Source organism: Pseudomonadota bacterium (assembly GCA_013285445.1).
Classification (GTDB): Bacteria; Pseudomonadota; Gammaproteobacteria; order Xanthomonadales; family Wenzhouxiangellaceae; genus Wenzhouxiangella.
In genome coordinates this window covers 2,239,503-2,256,998 of the sequence record CP053448.1, presented here as the reverse complement: position 1 = coordinate 2,256,998, position 17,496 = coordinate 2,239,503, and the positions used below count along the sequence as shown (strand labels likewise).

At 63.9% G+C, this 17,496-nt stretch carries 13 protein-coding genes; 8 read left to right on the top strand and 5 right to left on the bottom strand.

Features of this window, described 5'->3' with window-relative positions; genetic code table 11:
- Positions 1 to 98: 98 nt before the first annotated feature.
- Complete coding sequence (locus HND55_10165) at positions 99 to 1,925, top strand: CBS domain-containing protein (protein ID QKK02974.1); 1,827 nt, start codon at positions 99 to 101, stop codon at positions 1,923 to 1,925.
- Positions 1,922 to 2,596, top strand: a complete 675-nt coding sequence (locus HND55_10160; protein ID QKK02973.1) for a 3'-5' exonuclease — start codon at positions 1,922 to 1,924, stop codon at positions 2,594 to 2,596. The genes HND55_10165 and HND55_10160 overlap by 4 nt, the downstream gene beginning before the upstream one ends.
- A 66-nt stretch (positions 2,597 to 2,662) precedes the next feature.
- Here HND55_10160 and HND55_10155 read toward each other — a convergent pair whose 3' ends face one another.
- The gene (locus HND55_10155) at positions 2,663 to 3,697 is read right to left on the bottom strand and encodes a hypothetical protein (protein ID QKK02972.1); all 1,035 of its coding nucleotides are present in this window, start codon (positions 3,695 to 3,697) and stop codon (positions 2,663 to 2,665) included.
- Positions 3,698 to 4,073: 376 nt separating this feature from the next.
- Between HND55_10155 and HND55_10150 the strand changes: the two genes are divergently transcribed.
- The 5 genes from HND55_10150 to HND55_10130 all read left to right on the top strand — a co-directional run bounded on the left by HND55_10150 (position 4,074) and on the right by HND55_10130 (position 11,235).
- The gene (locus HND55_10150) at positions 4,074 to 6,539 is read left to right on the top strand and encodes a TonB-dependent receptor (protein QKK02971.1); all 2,466 of its coding nucleotides are present in this window, start codon (positions 4,074 to 4,076) and stop codon (positions 6,537 to 6,539) included.
- Between the two features lie 229 nt (positions 6,540 to 6,768).
- On the top strand, positions 6,769 to 7,770 hold the full coding sequence (locus HND55_10145) for a helix-turn-helix transcriptional regulator (GenBank protein QKK02970.1): 1,002 nt from the start codon (positions 6,769 to 6,771) through the stop codon (positions 7,768 to 7,770).
- Positions 7,771 to 7,874: 104 nt separating this feature from the next.
- On the top strand, positions 7,875 to 8,492 hold the full coding sequence (locus HND55_10140; protein QKK02969.1) for a c-type cytochrome: 618 nt from the start codon (positions 7,875 to 7,877) through the stop codon (positions 8,490 to 8,492).
- Positions 8,492 to 9,718 (top strand): c-type cytochrome, encoded by a 1,227-nt coding sequence (locus HND55_10135; protein QKK02968.1) that lies wholly within the window; start codon positions 8,492 to 8,494, stop codon positions 9,716 to 9,718. Before HND55_10140 ends, HND55_10135 begins: the two co-directional genes overlap by 1 nt.
- 2 nt (positions 9,719 to 9,720) lie before the next feature.
- Entirely contained in the window at positions 9,721 to 11,235 is a 1,515-nt protein-coding gene (locus HND55_10130) for a cytochrome-c peroxidase (protein ID QKK02967.1), read from the top strand.
- 19 nt (positions 11,236 to 11,254) lie between these two features.
- On the opposite strand, the gene HND55_10125 is transcribed toward HND55_10130, so the two are convergent.
- Positions 11,255 to 11,953 (bottom strand): MOSC domain-containing protein, encoded by a 699-nt coding sequence (locus tag HND55_10125; protein QKK04076.1) that lies wholly within the window; start codon positions 11,951 to 11,953, stop codon positions 11,255 to 11,257.
- 2 nt (positions 11,954 to 11,955) lie between these two features.
- Positions 11,956 to 12,582 (bottom strand): histidine phosphatase family protein, encoded by a 627-nt coding sequence (locus tag HND55_10120; protein ID QKK02966.1) that lies wholly within the window; start codon positions 12,580 to 12,582, stop codon positions 11,956 to 11,958.
- Positions 12,583 to 12,653: 71 nt separating this feature from the next.
- Between HND55_10120 and HND55_10115 the strand changes: the two genes are divergently transcribed.
- Positions 12,654 to 13,451, top strand: coding sequence for an undecaprenyl-diphosphate phosphatase (locus tag HND55_10115; protein QKK04075.1), 798 nt, complete (start codon positions 12,654 to 12,656; stop codon positions 13,449 to 13,451).
- Positions 13,452 to 13,704: 253 nt separating this feature from the next.
- Here the strand turns inward: HND55_10115 and HND55_10110 are convergent, their stop codons facing one another.
- Both HND55_10110 and HND55_10105 read right to left on the bottom strand, forming a co-directional pair.
- Entirely contained in the window at positions 13,705 to 15,582 is a 1,878-nt protein-coding gene (locus HND55_10110) for a S8 family peptidase (GenBank protein QKK02965.1), read from the bottom strand.
- A gap of 148 nt (positions 15,583 to 15,730) precedes the next feature.
- On the bottom strand, positions 15,731 to 16,963 hold the full coding sequence (locus HND55_10105; protein QKK04074.1) for an O-antigen ligase family protein: 1,233 nt from the start codon (positions 16,961 to 16,963) through the stop codon (positions 15,731 to 15,733).
- Positions 16,964 to 17,496: the final 533 nt, after the last annotated feature.

Here is a 17,496-nt window from a genome sequence, read left to right as displayed (position 1 = left end):
GGCTCCCTCGCTGGTCCTTCCCACCGGGGAGGACCCCTTCGGGCCGGCAGCCACGATGCCGGCCTTTTTTTCGCCACCACGATGCGGATAATAAACAGATGAGCACGCTGCCCGACGACATCACCGGGTTTCTCGCCAGGGTCATTCCCTTCGACGACCTGTCGCCGGCGCAGATCGGGCGCCTCGCTCGCGCCCTGCGTATCCGCTATGCGCGCCGCGGCGAAGAGATTGCCCGCTTCGATCCGCCTGGCCGATCCGGCCTGTTTGTCGTGCGTACCGGCGCCGTGGAGCTGGTCGACGACACCGGGGAGGCACTCGAGCACCGTGACGAAGGCGAGCTGTTCGGCCACCGGATCGCCTTCGAACCGCCGGTTGAGCGATACTCGGCCCGGGCGCTCGAGGACAGCCTCGTTTGGGAGTGGCAGCAGGCGCTCATCGACCGGCTGATTGACGCTGAACCGTCGGTGGCACGCTTTCTGGCCGAACGCCCCGCCGCGCGGCTGGCCGGCGGAAGTGGTTCCGACGCCCTGGACACGCTGTCAATGCTGTCGCTGCGCCCGGCCATCACTGCCGATCCCGCCGAGACCGTCGGCGAGTGTGCGCGGAGAATGGCCAGGCACCGGATCAGCTGCCTGCCCGTGCTCGACAACGGCCGCCTCACCGGCATCATCACTGACCGCGATCTGCGCAATCGCGTGCTGGCCAGAGAGATGGCCACCAATTCCCCGGTCCGCGACATCATGACGCCCGATCCCGCGACCGTGCCCGACAGCGTCCCGCCCGCGACAGCCGTCGTCGAGATGATGCGCCTGGGCATCCATCATCTTCCCGTCGTCAACGCGCAGGGAAGCCTGGTGGCCGTAGTCAGCGCGGGTGACCTGATCCAGGTCCAGGCGCCCGACCCGCTCAGGCTGGTGCGCGACATCGGCCGCGCCGACGAGCTTGACGCGATCGTGGGGCTTGCGCGCAAGGGTCCAGCCATGCTGGCGAGGCTGTCGGCTGGCGGTACCGGGGTCAGCGAGATCGGCCGCATGGCCGGCCGCATTACCGACGCCTGCACCGGGCGGCTGATCGAACTGGCCGCCGAGCGCCTGGGCGAGCCTCCCATGGCTTGGGCCTGGCTGGCCTTCGGCTCGCAGGCGCGGCTGGAGCAGGGTCTGACGGGCGACCAGGACAACGGCCTGCTTCTGGCCGACGAACCTGACGAGGCAGCGGATACGTACTTCCGGAAGCTGGCCGAGTTCGTTTGCGCCGGCCTCGACGCCTGCGGCTACGTGTATTGTCCCGGCGGCGTCATGGCGCAGGGCGAGTGGCGGATGTCCCGCAAGGCCTGGCGATCGCGCTTCGATGGCTGGATACGCGAGCCCGAGCCCAAGTCGGTGATGCACTGCAGCATCTTTTTCGACATGCGGCCGGTGCGCGGTGATATGCATCTGGCCCGTTCCCTGCACCGGGACGTGCTCGAACAGGCTGCTGAAAGCGACATTTTCCGCCGCTTCCTGGCGGCCGAATCCATGGCGCACCGGCCACCGCTGGGCCTGTTCAGGCAGTTCGTCCAGGAACGCGGCGGCGGGCGCAGCAAGGGACTCAACCTCAAAAAGCGCGGCGTCATTCCCATCGTCGATCTGGCGCGCGTCCACGCACTGGAGGGCGCTATCGAGGTCGTACACACAGAAGAACGCATTCGCCATGCTGGTCGGACGGATCTGCTCACTACCGGTGATGCGGACGACCTGATCCACGCCCTGCGCTTTATCGGCGGGGTTCGGCTCCGCCACCAGGTGTGCCAGCTCGAACGCGGCGAGCAGCCCGACAACCTGGTCGATCCCGACGAGCTTTCCAGCCTGCATCGCCGCTACCTCAGGTCAGCGTTCAGTATCGTCACGTCGGCCCAGCGGGCGATGGCCCAGCACTACATGCTGTGATCAGGCAACTGCGCCATCCGGTTCGCCACTGGCTCTGGCGGCGTCGGACGCGCGGTCGGCCCGGGCAGTGGCCGGATCCCTGTCAACGGGTCGTCGATGCGCCCCTGCTTGCCGTGGACCTCGAGATGACCGGGCTCGATGCCCGCAGCGACGAGATTGTCAGCCTTGGCTGGGTGGCGATCGACCAGGGCGCCATCGATCTGTCGTCGGCTCGCGAGATTCGGGTTTCCCGGAGCAGCGGTGTTTCGGTCGGACACTCCGCGACCATTCATGGTCTGCGCGACTGCGACCTGGGCGATCAGCCGGACCTTGATCACGGGCTACGGGCGCTGCTGGCCGCTGTCCGGGGACGAATTGCCGTCTTTCACCACGCTGCGCTCGACCTGGCCTTTCTTGATCGTGCCTGTCGGCGCCACGTCGATCAGGCCTGGCCGACCCCGTTCATCGATACCCTGCAGTGGTTTCGCAAGCGACTCCACCTGGCCCGTCCCGCCGATCACGCCGCGCGGGGCGAGGCCACTCTGGCCGCGGCAAGTCGTCACTTCGGGCTGGTACAGCGCAGCCGGCACGGTGCCCTTGAGGACGCCCTGTCGTGCGCCGAGCTGGTGCTGGCGCTCGGGCATCACAGCCGGGCAAGGCTGGTCGAGGTCGCCAGACTGCCGCCGAAATGAGCGACTCACCGCGGGGGCAAGTCCAGCCGCACCTTGCCGCGCACGGCGGGGCGGGAAGCGCTCGTCTCACTGGACACCACGGATGTTGCGCCGCGCCAGGGCCAGCAGCTCGGCCTTTCGCTGGGGGTCGATCGGGCAGATGTCCTCGATTCGGGGCGGCCCCGACATCGGATCGTGACCGGGCGCTGGCCTAATCCGGCCGTAGTCGATATCGGGGAAGGTCAGGTCGTGCACGTCGCGCAGCCAGAGCAAGTCGGCGGACGCTCTGTTGATTGCAGCCTGCCTGGCTTCCGGGTAGTAGTCGGGCAGCGTTGGGTAGGGAATCCCTCTGTCGGCTTCGCAGATCGCTCTGGCTGCCCGGTGCTTGTTTTGCGACAGATCGAGCTCACCGCAGTGGCTTGCCTGGAGCAGGGCCATGGCTTCGGTCGAAATTGTGGTGTTTCTTTCCCTCTCGACCCGGGTGAGACGAGCCGTGTCGAAATCCGGCAGGTATCTGGCGAAGAAGTCCTGCACCGTATCCCCGCCGGTCATGAGCGAGCGATCGTACAGGTTCAGTGACACTCGGGCGGGCGGCAGCTGCATCATGGGCTCGAGGACCGGGCGCAACCAGCAGCCTTGGCGCACTCTGACGGGGCGATAGAACTTGAGCCGCTGATTCAGTGCCGACAGGTAGAACGACGCCGGGCTGCGTAGATACGCGATGATCTCGAGGTCTGTCGCGATCGAGCGAAGCGTGGCCGAGAAGTGCGCTCGCTGCGCCGGGCGGATCGCGCGGAACAGATATTCGCTGCTGATCACGACCGTATCCGGGCGCCTGTCGTGGAGTTCCGAAACAAACCGATCCCAGGCCCGCGCGGTTCGGGTGGGATCGTTCTGGTCACGGGTCGTATCCCGCCCCGGATTGCTCGATCCGGCGGCGGGGGGTCCGAGAAAATGTGGAGCCAGATCCTTGTTGTTGCCTGGCTCGGAACCGTCAGTTTGCGGATGCAGGATCGACTGACCGAGCAGGCATTCGTGCGACCATTGAAGCGTTTCCTGCAGGCTGGTCGTGCCGGTTTTGGGGTGGCCAATGTGCAGTAGCAGACGGCGGGCAGGAGGCATGGCGGTGACTGCGTCGATTCGGGGCGGCGACCGGCTAAAGATACCACTGCGCCGTTGGGCAACTTCTCAATAATTCTGCATGAAGCGCCCGCGCCGGGTTATCGAGAGGTTTCTCTGGCAACTCGGCACGCCCGGGCGTGCCGGTGCTCCGGCTCGGCTGGTCTGGCCGTGTCCAGCCGACTCGGCGGCGGTTTGGTGCAAAATGCAGAAATCCGTCAGCTTTCCTTCATTATCAGTAAGACAGGGACAGGCCGGTTAAATAATAAGTGACGGATTCGTATAACAAGAACTGCTCAGGGAGGAAGAGATGCAAATCGGCAAGCGGAACGGTCTTAAGTACGTTAATCTTCGTAGTGTTCTGGCGGGGGCCTTCGCGATGGCCTGCCTGGTCCTTGCCTCAGGGGTGGTTGCCCAGGACGCAGAGGACGAGGAGCCGGGGTCGCAGGCCTCCGACGAGGAGGCCGGCGAGTTCCGGCTCGAGGCCATCGAGGTCACGGCCCAGCGACGCGAACAGGATGTCATCTCCGTTCCGGTCACCGTCGGCACCGTGAGTCCGGCGCTGATCGAGGAGAGTTCGTCGATCCTGCTCAGCGATATCGACAAGTTCATCCCCGGGTTCAACTTCAGCGACAGCTCCATGACCCAGGCCGGCATTTCGATGCGCGGCATTTCCAGCCCGAGCATTTCAGTTGGCGGCGACCCGTCCTCGGCCACGTTCTACGATGGCGTTTACATGCCGCGCGCCGCGCAAAACGTGCTGTTTTCGGATCTGGAGCGGGTCGAGGTGCTCAAGGGGCCGCAGGGCACGCTGTTCGGGCGAAATGCCGCGATGGGTGTGGTCAATATTGTTCCCAACCGTCCGCGCAGCTGGCGCGAAGGCTTCATCAAGGGCATGTGGGGTACCGATTATCTCGCGCGCTATGAGGGCATGGTCAACCTGCCGCTTGGCGACAGCGTGTTCGTGCGCGCCAACTTTCTCAGCAACGATCAGGACGGCATCGTCGAGAACGTGGCCCGACCGGAATGGAACAACGACAGCCGGATCTGGGATCTGGGTGAACGCGACCACAGCGCCGGTCGGCTGTCGATGCTGTGGCTGATCTCGCCGGCGACCGATCTGCAGATCTCCTACGATCTGGATGATCTCGAACAGGCGCCGCCGATGGCGGTCGGCGTCAGTGAGTTCGCCTATGAAGGTGGACGAGACCCCTTTGCCGATCGCGCCGAGAACGACGTTCGCCATGGTGTGGAATCACGCGACATGTACGGCTTTACGGCCAAGCTCAACCACGAATTCAGTTCCCGGTGGTCGGCCAAGTACCTGCTCGGCTATCGGGACTGGGAAACGATCAACCGGGAAGATGAAGACGGAACCGCCGAAATCACCCGCTATTTCGACACGTCGAACAATGAAGACTCCGACATTCTCTACACCGAGCTGCAGGTCAACTTCACCGGCGACCGCATCAACGCCGTGGCCGGGTTTTCCTACTCGGAAGAAGACGTGGCACAGCAGACCGAGCTCAATGTCACGGCCGACACCGTGGCGCGATTGACCACCCAGCAGCTCAATGCCATGACCCAGGGCGCGCTGGGGCTCGATCACATCTGGAATGCCGGTGAGTGGGCGGCTGCGCTGAACGCGCTGGGGTTTGCTGATCCCATCATGGCCGCCATCGGCATGCCAGGCATGCCCCTGACGGCCGATATCGTCAACGCCACCGGAGATCTGACCTATGACATCGTCGCCGCGCAGCTCGGCATTCCGGAGATCTTCGGACCCAGCTTCAGCGGGCAGTTCTGGCAGGAGAACATCTTCAACACCGGCGATTTCAGCAATTGGGGCATTTACGCCGACGTCGATTACGCCATCACCGACCGCTGGAGCCTGATTGCCGGCCTGCGCTATTCGCGCGACAGCAAGGACTTCACGTGGCTCATTCCCGAAACCACCTTTACTGAACTTCGCCCGGGAGTCGGCAACGTCCTGTTCCCAACGGTTGATCTGTCGGCCAGCGACGACTGGGACAAGATCACCGGTCGCCTGGTTACAAGCTTTCAGATCGATGACGACCAGATGGTGTTCGCCTCCTATTCGACCGGCTACAAGTCGGGTGGCTTCGACTCACTGGTACCGATCGATCAGTCCGCCGGTCAGCAGGCATTTGCCCCGGAAGACTCGACCAATTTCGAGATTGGCTACAAGGCCCGGCTCTGGGACCGCGTCGTCGCCAACATCAGCGCCTATCGAACGGAGCTCGACAACTTCCAGATCAGCGTCGAGTCGAGACCGCCGGGCAGCCCGCAGGCGGTCCCGACCATCATCAACGAAAACCGCGAAATCACCGGATTTGAAGTCGACTTTCGCTGGTATATCCGTGAGCGGCTGCTGTTGGGTGTCGTAACCGAGATTCGCGAAACCGACATTGATACACCCGCCTTCTACGACGCATTGGGCGAGCTGGTGCCGGCGAAATCGAAGTCATTCGACGCCGATACCAACTACACCCTGCTTCTCAACTGGTCACGCCCCGTGCAGAATGGCAATCTCAATGTTCACCTGGACTATGTGTTCGTGGAGAACACAAACGACCAGCAGCCCAACCTCGAAGACTTCAAGCTGGCGTTGCCCGACTACTTTACCGACCGGGAAGATCTGAACATGCGGGTTTCCTGGACGAATGAAAGCCAGACCTGGGAATTCGCGCTGTGGGCGAAGAACCTGTTCGACAATCGCTATGTCGAGTCGGTCGGCGGACGGACAGCAGCGATCCTTGGAACACCGTTTGGGCGTATCAACCGCGGACGTGAGGTGGGAGTCGATCTGAAATACAGCTTCTGAGAGGAAGGCATTGGGCGCGTCCGCCGGACGGTGGTATTCTGAAGCGCGTTCCAACGACCGTCCAGGCCTTGCTCATGAGATCGCCAATCAGCACACGCCCGGAGATTGTGCATCGACCTCCGGCGAGGTGCGCGCTGCGCCGCGTTGTTCAGGGATTTCCTGACGATCTCCCGGGGCAATGACGGCGCTATCGTCTTTTTTTGCGCACGCTGCGTTCGTGCAGATGGCGATGTGCAGCCTGCTGCTGGCGCCGGCCTGGCGCAGTAACCGCTCGGTTCGCCTGTTCAGCCTGTTGCTGCTGTGTGGCTGTGCCTATCTGACCGACGCGCTGTTTGGCCCGTTCACTCGCTTGTCTGGCCTGTGGTGGGTCAACCACATTGGCGGCAACGCGCTGGCCGGCGTGTTCTGGCTGGTCTCGCTGAGCGTGTTTGCTGATGACAGCGACCTGAGGCCCTGGCAGTACGGGGTTGCGTCGCTGACCCTGGTGATTCCACTGACGGTCTCGTTGCTTGCGGTGCTGACGGGAATCGATCTGCACGGCATCCCGCCGCTGCGAGATGTGGTGGTATACGGCGCCATGGCGCTGGAACTGGTGCTGATTGCGCATGCCATGTATGTTGTGGTTGCGCACTGGCACTCCGATCTGGTTCAGGAACGTCGCTATGCGCGCGGAGGCGTCATCGGCGTTACCGCGGCCTATCTGTTCAGCGTCATCGTCATCGAGCAGGTGCTTAATCTCGAGTCAATCTGGCTGGGCGCCATCAAGCACGCAGCGCTGTCTATCCTGATGCTGGGCGTCTACTGGTTTACGTTCTCGCTGCGCCAGGACGGACTGCTCGCCCAGCGCCTGCGCCCGACATCCGGCTTCGAGCGACCCCCGGCGCCATTGACGCCGGAGCTGCAGACCATACGCGATGCAATGCTTGTCGATCACCTCTACCGCGAGGAGGGCATGACCATCGCTCGGCTCGCGCGCCACCTGGGCATTCGTGAATACAAGCTGCGCCAGCTGATCAACGGGCAGCTCGGCTATCGCAACTTCAATGACTTTCTCAACCATTTTCGGGTCGAGGAAGTGGCCACCAGGCTGCGCGATCCCGAGCACCAGGGTGAGACCGTGCTGACCCTGGCGCTCGACAGCGGTTTTCGCAGCCTCAGTTCCTTCAACCGGGCATTCAAGATGGCGCACGGCATGACGCCGACCGAGTATCGCGGCGCAATGTCCGACTGATTGTAAAATCGATCAGTTCTTTTCAGAAATAAGGAAGCCGGGGGCGGAGAACGATCCTATGCTGATCCGAATTCATCCAGCAAAGCGAATGGATCGGAGTGGCCTTGATCGGTTTTCATCAGTTTCTGTGGCGGCTGCTGGCGCTGGCCAGCCTGCTCCTGTGCAGCGAGATTGCGCTGTCGGCGCCCGATGCGTGGGCGCAGTGCGCCACCTGCCACGGCAGTGACGCCGGGGGCAACCGGGCCCTGAAGGCCCCGGCCCTGGCCGGACAGAAAGTCTGGTACCTGGTCCGGCAGCTGGAGAATTTCGCCAGCGGCATCCGCGGCAGTCATCCCGATGACGCGCCTGGTATGCAGATGCGCGCCATGGCCACGACGCTCGGCGACGAGCAGCGTCGTGCGCTTGCCGACTACCTGAGCGAGCTGGAACCACCCTCGACCCAGGGCACCCGACGTGGCGACATGAAAAATGGTTATCGCTACTACCAGGCGCGTTGCGGCAGCTGCCACGGCAGCGAGGGGCAGGGCAACGAAGCGTTTCAGGCGCCTGCTCTTCAGGGTCTGTCGGCACAGTACCTGGACCGCCAGATGCGCAATTTCCGCAACGGACGCCGCGGCACCCATCCGGATGACAAGTACGGTCGGCAGATGTCGTTGATGGCCGATACGATCAGCGAAGACGAGTGGCGCGACATCCTTTATTTCCTGACCGAGCAGCGCTGATGCTGGCAAGCAGGCTCGTGCAGCGACTCCTTGGCCTGGCCGGTCTGCCGGTCGCGGTGGTTTTGGCGCTGGTCGCGGTCGATGGCCAGGGCGATGCCGCTGCGGAACGGACGTTCTCCCTGGCGAGTCATTGCCCGCCCAGTTTCGAGCTGCGCGGCAATGGCTGCTATCTGGTGACCCGCTACCAGTTCTACGACTCGGTCGAGGGACGCGGGGTCGGGGGCACGCAGACCAGTCTGCCGCCTCATCGGGATGGCTTTAGCCCGCAGCAAATCGATCTGGGTCGACTGCTGTTTTTCGATCCGCTGCTGTCGGCCGACAACAGCCTGTCCTGCGCCTCCTGCCATCAGCCGGATCTGGGTTTCAGCGACGGCAAAGCGCAGAGTGTCGGCATCGGGGGTCGGCAGCTACCGCGCTCGGCGCCGTCGCTGTGGAACGTTGCCTTCCTGGATCGCTTCTTCTGGGACGCGCGCGCCGATACGCTCGAACAGCAGGCCGAGGGTCCGCTGTTCGACCCCAAGGAGATGGGGACGACCCCGGCACAGCTGCTCGCCGACCTGGGCGCCAATGCGCATTATCCGGCGCTGTTCGGGCAGGCCTTCCCGGGTTCGGAGCGCATCGAGCTGGCCCAGGTCAAGACCGCGCTGGTGGCGTTCCAGTCCAGTCTGATCTCGCTCAACAGCCGCTATGATCGCTACGCCCACGGGCACCACGAATCGCTTGACGAAGAGGAAATTGCCGGGCTGAACGTGTTTCGCAGCTTTGTTGCCCGATGCGCGGAATGCCACCAGCCGCCGCTATTTACCAACAACCAGATTGCCGTCATTGGCGTACCCGAACCGCAGGGCGAACCACTCGACCCCGGCGCGCAGGCCACATTCGATGCAGAAAAGCTGCGCGGTGGTTTCAAGGTGCCGACGCTGCGCAATATCACCCGTTCAGCGCCGTACATGCATCGCGGCAACTTCGAAACGCTGCGCGAGGCGGTGTCCTTCTACAACGACGGGCGAGGTCACGCCGTACCGGAAGGCGAAAAGCTCTACCTGCACTGGCATATCTGGGAGCCGGACCTGACCGAACGCGAAATCGACCTGATCGTCGCGTTTCTGGACACCCTGACTGACGAAAGCCTGACGCCACCCATTCCCGAGGCGGTGCCGTCCGGTCTCAACCCCAAGGCCGGATTCGCCGGCAATGACCATCCCCGGAACCTGGAGGACAACTGAACATGAAGGCAGGCAAACTGATTGCATTGCTCCTGGTGGCGGCCGCATTTATCGCCGGATACTATCTCGGAAGACCGGGCGAAGAGAGCCTGGTCATTACCCGCACATCCACCGGCGCCAGCTATTCCGGCGGCTATGACCGGGAACGTGACGACGATCTCGCCGCGGCCGGCAGTGAGCACGGCGCGGCGACCGAAGGCATCACCCACGTGGTCAACGATGGCGAATCGATCATGGAAGCCGTCAAGCAGGCCAGCCCGGGTGACACCATTCAGGTGATGCCGGGCACCTATCACGAAACGGTCTACGTCGACAAGGACGGCATCTCCATCATCGGCGTCATTCGACAGGGCCAGCGCGCGACCATGGACGGGCGGGGCGAGCTCAATGACGCCATTCTGTATTCCGGCAACAACTTCGTGGTCGAGAACCTGCTCATCAAGCGCTACAAGGGCAACGCCATCATGGGGCAGGCCGGCAACAACTTCGAGATCCGCAACAACATCATCGATGATACCGGCGTCTACGGTGTTTTTCCCCAACTGGGCAAGAACGGCATTGTCGAGCACAACGTCATTTCGGGCATCGAGGATGCCGCGATCTATGTGGGCATGAGTGATAACGTGCATGTCGCGCACAATGAGGTGTTCGATTCGGTCGCGGGCATCGAAATCGAAAACAGCCGTCATGCCATCGTCGAGAACAACTATGTCTACAACAACACCGGGGGCGTTCTTGCCTTCATTACGCCTGGACTGCCGGTCAAGACGACCTACGATGTCATCATCCGCAACAACTTCATCGTCGACAACAATACGCCGAACTTTGGCGCGCCGGGATCGACCGTGGCTGGCATTCCAGCAGGCACGGGCATACTGGTCATGGCCGCCGACGAAGTGGTGATCGAAAGCAATATCATCAGGAACAACAAGACTGCCGGCATCATCATCACCGACCACGACAACGCGCCCAACGTCACGATCGACCCGGAATCCGATCCCAGCCCCGACCGGGTCATGATTCTCGATAACCTGATGGCCAACAACGGCTACGACACCATCACCGAAGTCAAGGCGCTGATGCTCACCGAGCTCAAGCGCGGAGCGCCCGATATCGTGCGTGTCGGCACCAGCCGCGACAGCTGCATCATCAATCGTCACCAGTACGTGACTGTCGGCGTCGACGACTGGGCCGAGTGCGAGATCACCAACACCCGGGACGTCGACACCTACCTGCTCGACGAGCCGGTGCCGCCGCGCCAGATCTCGCTGGAGGAAAGAGGCAAGATCGCCTATCTGAGCATCTGCACCGGCTGCCATACCTATACCGGCCGCATGATCGGCCCGCCCGTGCAGATCATCCAGGCGCTCTACATGGACGACCCGGAGGGCCTGGCCGAATACATCGCCAACCCGGTCAAGAAGCGCGACGACTACCCGGAAATGCCGCCGCAGGATTACCTGGATCCCGAAACGCGCCTGGAGGTGGCCAAATACATGCTGCAGGTGGGGAACTGAGTGATCGGGCCAGGCCGCTTCAGGTGAAGGCGGCCGGGGTGCGGATGCGGGGGCCGAAGTCCTCGATCCGGCCGGTTTCCAGGCGACGGACAGCCAGCCTGCGCCAGGAGGGGCTGAGCGGCGCCAGTGCCGTCAGCGCCTGCAGGTCGTCGCGGTTGAACGGGTCGCGATAGAACACGTCAAGAATGCGCGCCAGCGGCCAGTCCGGCTCGGGGCGCTCGAGCAGTTCGAGCGCCGCGCCCGGCTCGACCCGGCCTGCCTCGACGACGCGGTAGTACCAGCCGGTCATGCCGCGTTGCTGGACCAGCTCGGCCATGTCGGCGCGACCGAAGCGCAGGTTGAGCTTCCAGCAGGGTTGCCGGGCCTGGGAGACTTCGACGATGGCGCTGCCCAGCCGAAACCGGTCGCCGACGCAGACCTGTGATTCGTCGAACGCCTGCGTGCTCAGATTCTCGCCGAACCCGCCGACAGCCAGGTAGGCCGGGTCGCAGTCGGGCAGCAGCTCGTGCCAGCGTGGGTAATGCTCGGCGGGATAGTGGTGAACCGCCTTCTCCGGCCCGCCATGATGGCGGCGGTCGGCCTGCTCATCGCCGATGAAGCCGACCAGCGTCAGCTCCAGCTCGCCGGATACCGCATGCTTGGCGATGGCGCTTTGCGCGCCGGCCGGGCCGAGCGGCTGAACCCGGCCGATTCTGAGGCTGTCGACGGCAATTCGCAGGGTCATGGCGCCGTACCGAACCGCGCCCGGATCAGCCGCCCAGGCGAGTGGCCATCGAGCTGGACAATGAACAGCTGGCCATAGGTCTGCTCGCTGATCGGTCGGATCGAGTGTCCACTCAGCGCGGCGACGATCGCCGGCACGGTATTGCTGTGGCCGGCCACCAGCACCTGCTGGCCGGCATGCTGCCGGCCAATCCGGTGCGCCAGCGATTCCGCCTGGGTCGCGACATCGCCGCGCTGCCACTCGATCACCTCGACCGGCTTGCCGATCCGTCGGGCCAAGGGGGCAACGGTGTCTCGCGTGCGTCGGTACTGGGTGGAAATAATGGCGTCGATACCGGCATCGGCCAGCGCACCAGCCAGGGCCTCGGCCCGAGCGTGACCGGCGCTGCTCAACTCGGGATCGTCGGCCGGTTCAGCCGTTTTTTCAGCGTGTCGGACGACAAACACGGTTGTCGACTGCGCAGCCGCCCAGGGTGCGGCGATGCACAGCGTGAGGGCGATGAGAAGAGCACGAAAGCGCACGGGCGAGACCTCGGAGTCCTGACAATAATCGCTGCTTCCCACAAGCGTCAGTCCGGCCAGGTACTCTGCGATCCGGCAAGGCGTCAGCGGCGGGCATTCCATTCTACGCTCACCTGGGCCGGTCGCCATGAGTTTTTCGAAGCGAGTCGCCCATGCCCGGGTACAATGCCGCGATGGAATGGTTCGAAGCGGTGATATTGGCGCTGGTGCAGGGGGTCACGGAGTTTCTGCCGGTCTCCTCACAGGCTCACCTGGTCCTGTATTCACTGTTGACCGGGGGCGCCTACCAGGGCCTGGATTTCGACATCGTGCTGCATGCCGGCTCGCTGATCGCGGTGGTCGTCTACTTTCGCCGCGAGCTTTGCGCCATGGCCGGGCAGTGGCTCGGCAGTCTGACGGGCGGTCCGGGCGGGCGCGAAGCGGAGCTGGCCTGGTGGCTGATCATCGCCACGCTGCCGGCCGTCGTTTTCGGCCTGTTGCTCAAGGGTGTTGCGGAACAGGCCCTTCGCTCACCGCCGGTCATGGCCGCGGCGCTGATCGGTTTTGGCCTGCTGCTGGGCTGGGCCGACTGGGCCCGGCGCGGCGAACGGGACGAGTACACGCTGCGGTTGCCAGAGGTGCTGTTGATCGGATTGGCCCAGGTTCTGGCGCTGATCCCCGGCACGTCGCGCTCGGGTATTACCATGACCGCCGGGCTACTCGTGGGTCTGAGTCGTGAGGCGTCCGCGCGTTTTTCCTTTCTGCTGTCCGTGCCGATCATTGCCGCGGCCGGCCTGCTGGCGGCCTTTGACCTGTCGCGGGCCGACCATCAGGCCGGGCTGGGCGCGCTGTGCATCGGCCTGGCCGTGTCAATCATTTCGACCTATGCCTGTATCCATGCCTTCCTGGCGTTCATCCGCCGGATCGGCATGCAGCCGTTCGTGGCCTATCGCGTCATCCTCGGCATGCTGCTGCTGGCCTTCTGGCTTTGACCTGGCTCGCCACTGAACCCCAACGTTGCATAACTTTTCGGGCTGGAACCGCGACGCTACCCGGTATAGCAGCATTTCCGGGGTCTGTACTCGCGTTGCCAATCCTTACGTAGGGTTGAAGCTACGCTCCGGGCGGCGGTCGCCCATACCGTGCGCTGATGATGCGCTGAACCGCCGGACATCGAACCACAAAAGAAAAGCGCCCCGGAAGTCCGGGGCGCTGTCGTTGAGGTCAGGCTGTCGCGGTTGTGAACTACGGCGTATCCAGCCACAGATCGTAGCTGCCGCTGCCCGAGTAGGACAGGACACGCCAGTAGTAGTAGCCGGCATTGCCGCTGTAGCTGATCTGCTCTTCGCTGCTGGCACTTGCCGATTGTGCAACCCGCGTCCAGCGCCATCCGCTCCAGCGGTACAGCTCGAGATCGAAGTCGGCATTGCCCGGACCGACGAGCCAGCCGTTGTGGGTGCCGGAACCGGCGTAGTAGTAGGTGCCGTTGGGCTGCACGTCGGAGTCGCTGCTGCCGCTCAGTGAACCGCTGTACTGGTCGCAGCCGCTGCACGGCGCGCCGCCGCCACCGCCGTCGTCGGGCTCGTCGAAACTGGCAACCAGCGTGACGCCGGAATAGGAGCTCCAGCCGCGCAGCATGATGTGCCAGGTGCCGCCGGCCGGCGTGTCGAACGAGCAACTTTCGTTGTTGCCGTTGCGATACGGCCGGCAATCGTAGGTCGAGGTTGTCGGTTCGGCGCCGTAGCGGACGTACAGGTCGGCATCGCCCGAACCGCCGCTGATCGAGATCTCGAGGTTGCTGGCGCCTGAAGGCACTTCAATGAAGAAAGCGGTTTCCGAGCCCTGCGCGCCCGACAGGTTGCTTTCGGGCACTCCGTTGGACAGTTCGCCGCCGGAGCCGCCGTCGCCACCGTCGCCGCCATCGCCACCGTCGAACAGCGAATAGGCCAGCAGGTTGGGCGAGCCGCTGCCGACGCTGCTGATCTTGTTCTGGGAGGCACTCGAATAGATGGCGTTTTCGACTGTCGTCGGGCTGGCGCCGGGGTTTTCGGCCAGGTACAGGGCGGCAATGCCGGCAACGTGCGGGGAGGCCATGGACGTGCCGCTGATGGTGTTGGTCGCCGAGTTGCTGGTATACCAGGCCGAGGTAATCGAGGAGCCGGGGGCAAAGACATCAACGCAGGTGCCCCAGTTCGAGAAGCTCGAGCGTGAATCCGTGCTGGTCGTCGAGCCAACCGTTATGGCGGCCGAAGAGCGGGCCGGGGAGGAGTTGCAGGCATCCTGGTTATCGTTGCCGGCAGCCACGACCACGGTCACTCCGGCGCTGCGCATGTTCGCCACAGCGTTGTCGGTCGTAGTCGAGGCACCGCCGCCAAGGCTCATGTTGGCCACGGCCGGAAGGCTGCGATTGGCAGCAACCCAGTCCATGCCGGCGATCACGCCGGAGTTGGTGCCGGAACCGTTGCAGCCGAGCACGCGGACCGGATGAACGGTGGCCGACTTGGCCACGCCGTAGGTCGATCCGGCAACGGTGCCTGCGACATGCGTGCCGTGGCCGTTGCAGTCAGTCGTGCCACGACCGTCGTTGATCGCCGTGTAGCCATTGCCCATGCGACCGCTGAACTCGTTGTGCGAGCCAAGCACGCCGGTGTCGATGATATAGGTATGAACGTTGCTGGCCGTGGTGTTGTAGGTGTAGCTTCCGCTAAGCGGCAAATCGCGCTGGTCGACCCGATCCAGTCCCCAGGTGGCGTTGTTCTGGGTCGCGTTGATGCTGATGATGCCGTCTTCCTCGACGTAGGCGACGCGTTCATCGAGCAAAAGCTGCTCCAGCGCTTTGTCGTCAGCCTGGACGACGAAGCCGCGAACAACGTGCGAGAAGGATCCTCTCAGTTCGGCGCCGTGGGTGCGCGCCATGGAGCTGGCAACCGACGCGACGGTTGGCAGGCGCGATGCGGCCGATTCATTGACCAGTCTTGCGCTGCTGTCCTTGAGCACCACGATGTACTGCCCGTCGATGGGCTCGTTGGCGGTTCTCAGTTCGGATGCGTGGGTGGTGCTGAGGAAGGTGGCGGCCAGCAAAAATACACCGGCCAGTCGTACTATCAAGTGACTTCGAGACATCTGGATTTAACTCCCGTTCGATCAGTTTCAGTGGTCCCCTTGATCGTCAGCAGCCCCGTGTCCCTCCGTGGCCAGCACGGTGTATAACGCATTTGCGAGAGATAAATCCAGTGTCTGTCAGAAGAAATTTTCTAAATTGTGAAACATATCACACAGGTTTTTTCTGCCTGGCCGGCTTTCCAAGCAGGACGCCAGTGTAGAAAGCCAGGACGACCTGCGTGGCCGGCAGGTGCCAGCTGAAGTCTCCCAGAGCGACCGCGCACAGCGCGAACAGGCCGGCGTAAAGCGGTATGCGCTCGGTATCCAGGCGGAAGCGGCGCAGCAGCGCCGTGACCACGATGGCCAGCAGTATCAGGCCGGTCAGCCCCGTTTCGACCAGCCACTGAAGCAGGTCATTGTGGGCGTAGTCGTACCATCCGGCGATGTGCGGCGGCTGAAACGCCTTGAAGGTCGCCTCGAAACCGGCCAGGCCGACGCCGTGCAGCCACCAGGCCTGCGGAAACTCACTGAACATCAGCGACCACACCTCCAGGCGGCTCTCCTCGCCGGTCGTCGCCAGGAGGCGCTCGGCCAGCGGCGTGAGGCCGTACCAGACCGCGGCGACGAGCGCCGCCGCTGCCGCCAGGTAGGCCGGCCACACCGATGCGCCGTAGATCAGCCGTCGGTGACGGCCCCACAGGATCAGCGCCATCATGATGCCGAATACGCCGGCTGCTGCGCCCAGACGCGAGGCCGACCCGAGCATGGCCGCACCGACAATGGCGCCGCAGATGACGCTGGCGGTCACGCGCAGTTCGACCGGCAGGCGAGAAACACCCGGGATAGCGCGCATGTACCACAGGCCGACGGCCAGCGGCCAGCCCAGCGCCAGATAGGCGGCGAACAGATTGCGGTTGGAAAAGCTGCCGTGGACGAAGTCCGGCGTATTGCGCTGCCAGATTCCGAAGATGGTCTCGGCGCCGGCCGCATGGGACAGCAGCCCGTAGAGCGCCTGGAACAGCACCGCGGCGACCAGCGCCAGCCAGACCCACCTGCGCAGGCCCGTCGGCAGGGTGCGGCCGAGCCAGGCGATTGAGAACAGGGCGACAAAGGCCGCCCAGCCGCGCACGGTCGCGCCCGGATCGGGCGACCAGTGTACCGGCAGCCCGGGTGCCTGCTGCCAGAACGCTTCCGGGTAGGGGCCGAACGTGCGCGCCAGCCAGGTCGACGGCCAGACCTGGATCACGACCAGGGCGGTCAACGCCGCGGCAAACCCCAGCCAGCAGCCGGAAGGCCAGGGCAGGTCGCCCGGAACCAGCGACAGCGCGGCGGCAATCAGCCCGCCGGCCACCAGCACCAGCAGGCTGGCGGTCAGGGTATCCGGCGTGCGGTTGCCCATCATCAGCGGCAGCACGAGCACCAGCGCGCAGACCAGCAGTGCGCTCAGGCGCAGGCGGCCCGTTATCGGGCGCTGACTGCGCCGGTATCCGTCGCGCACCTGCATCATTGTTCAGCCCGTCCTCAATAGTCGATCGCGGCAATGCGAAGCTGGTTCCGATCATCGATCTCGATGGTGTAGCGGACTTCGCGTTCGGTTCGGATCGACGGCCGGCCGGGGTAGGCAATCAGCATCTCGAATCGACCGGCAGCGGTCCAGTGGTCCCCGCTCGGCTCAATGTTTTCGATCTGAAGCTCCATGCGCCGTTCGCTGGAGTGTCTGAACAGCCAGCCGTAGTTTTCGCGGAACCAGTCGTGACCACGATTGTTGTTTTCGCGCGGTGACTCACTGAAGTAGGACATGAACGACTCCAGCCAGCCGTTCTCGAAGCTGATTCGATAGCCCTGCAGCAGATCATCGACGGCGTCGCGCTGCTCGGCCAGCCGCTGCGACTCGGCGCCCACTTCGGCAGGGTCTGGTGCTGGGTTGCTGTCGCC

Coding starts and splice junctions, on each gene's coding strand:
- HND55_10150 (QKK02971.1), top strand. CDS start 4,074: ATGGCCTGCCTGGTCCTTGCCTCAGGGGTGGTTGCCCAGGACGCAGAG.
- HND55_10120 (QKK02966.1), bottom strand. CDS start 12,582: ATGGAATGCCCGCCGCTGACGCCTTGCCGGATCGCAGAGTACCTGGCC.
- HND55_10130 (QKK02967.1), top strand. CDS start 9,721: ATGAAGGCAGGCAAACTGATTGCATTGCTCCTGGTGGCGGCCGCATTT.
- HND55_10135 (QKK02968.1), top strand. CDS start 8,492: ATGCTGGCAAGCAGGCTCGTGCAGCGACTCCTTGGCCTGGCCGGTCTG.
- HND55_10145 (QKK02970.1), top strand. CDS start 6,769: ATGTGCAGCCTGCTGCTGGCGCCGGCCTGGCGCAGTAACCGCTCGGTT.
- HND55_10165 (QKK02974.1), top strand. CDS start 99: ATGAGCACGCTGCCCGACGACATCACCGGGTTTCTCGCCAGGGTCATT.
- HND55_10155 (QKK02972.1), bottom strand. CDS start 3,697: ATGCCTCCTGCCCGCCGTCTGCTACTGCACATTGGCCACCCCAAAACC.
- HND55_10110 (QKK02965.1), bottom strand. CDS start 15,582: ATGTCTCGAAGTCACTTGATAGTACGACTGGCCGGTGTATTTTTGCTG.
- HND55_10105 (QKK04074.1), bottom strand. CDS start 16,963: ATGATGGGCAACCGCACGCCGGATACCCTGACCGCCAGCCTGCTGGTG.
- HND55_10115 (QKK04075.1), top strand. CDS start 12,654: ATGGAATGGTTCGAAGCGGTGATATTGGCGCTGGTGCAGGGGGTCACG.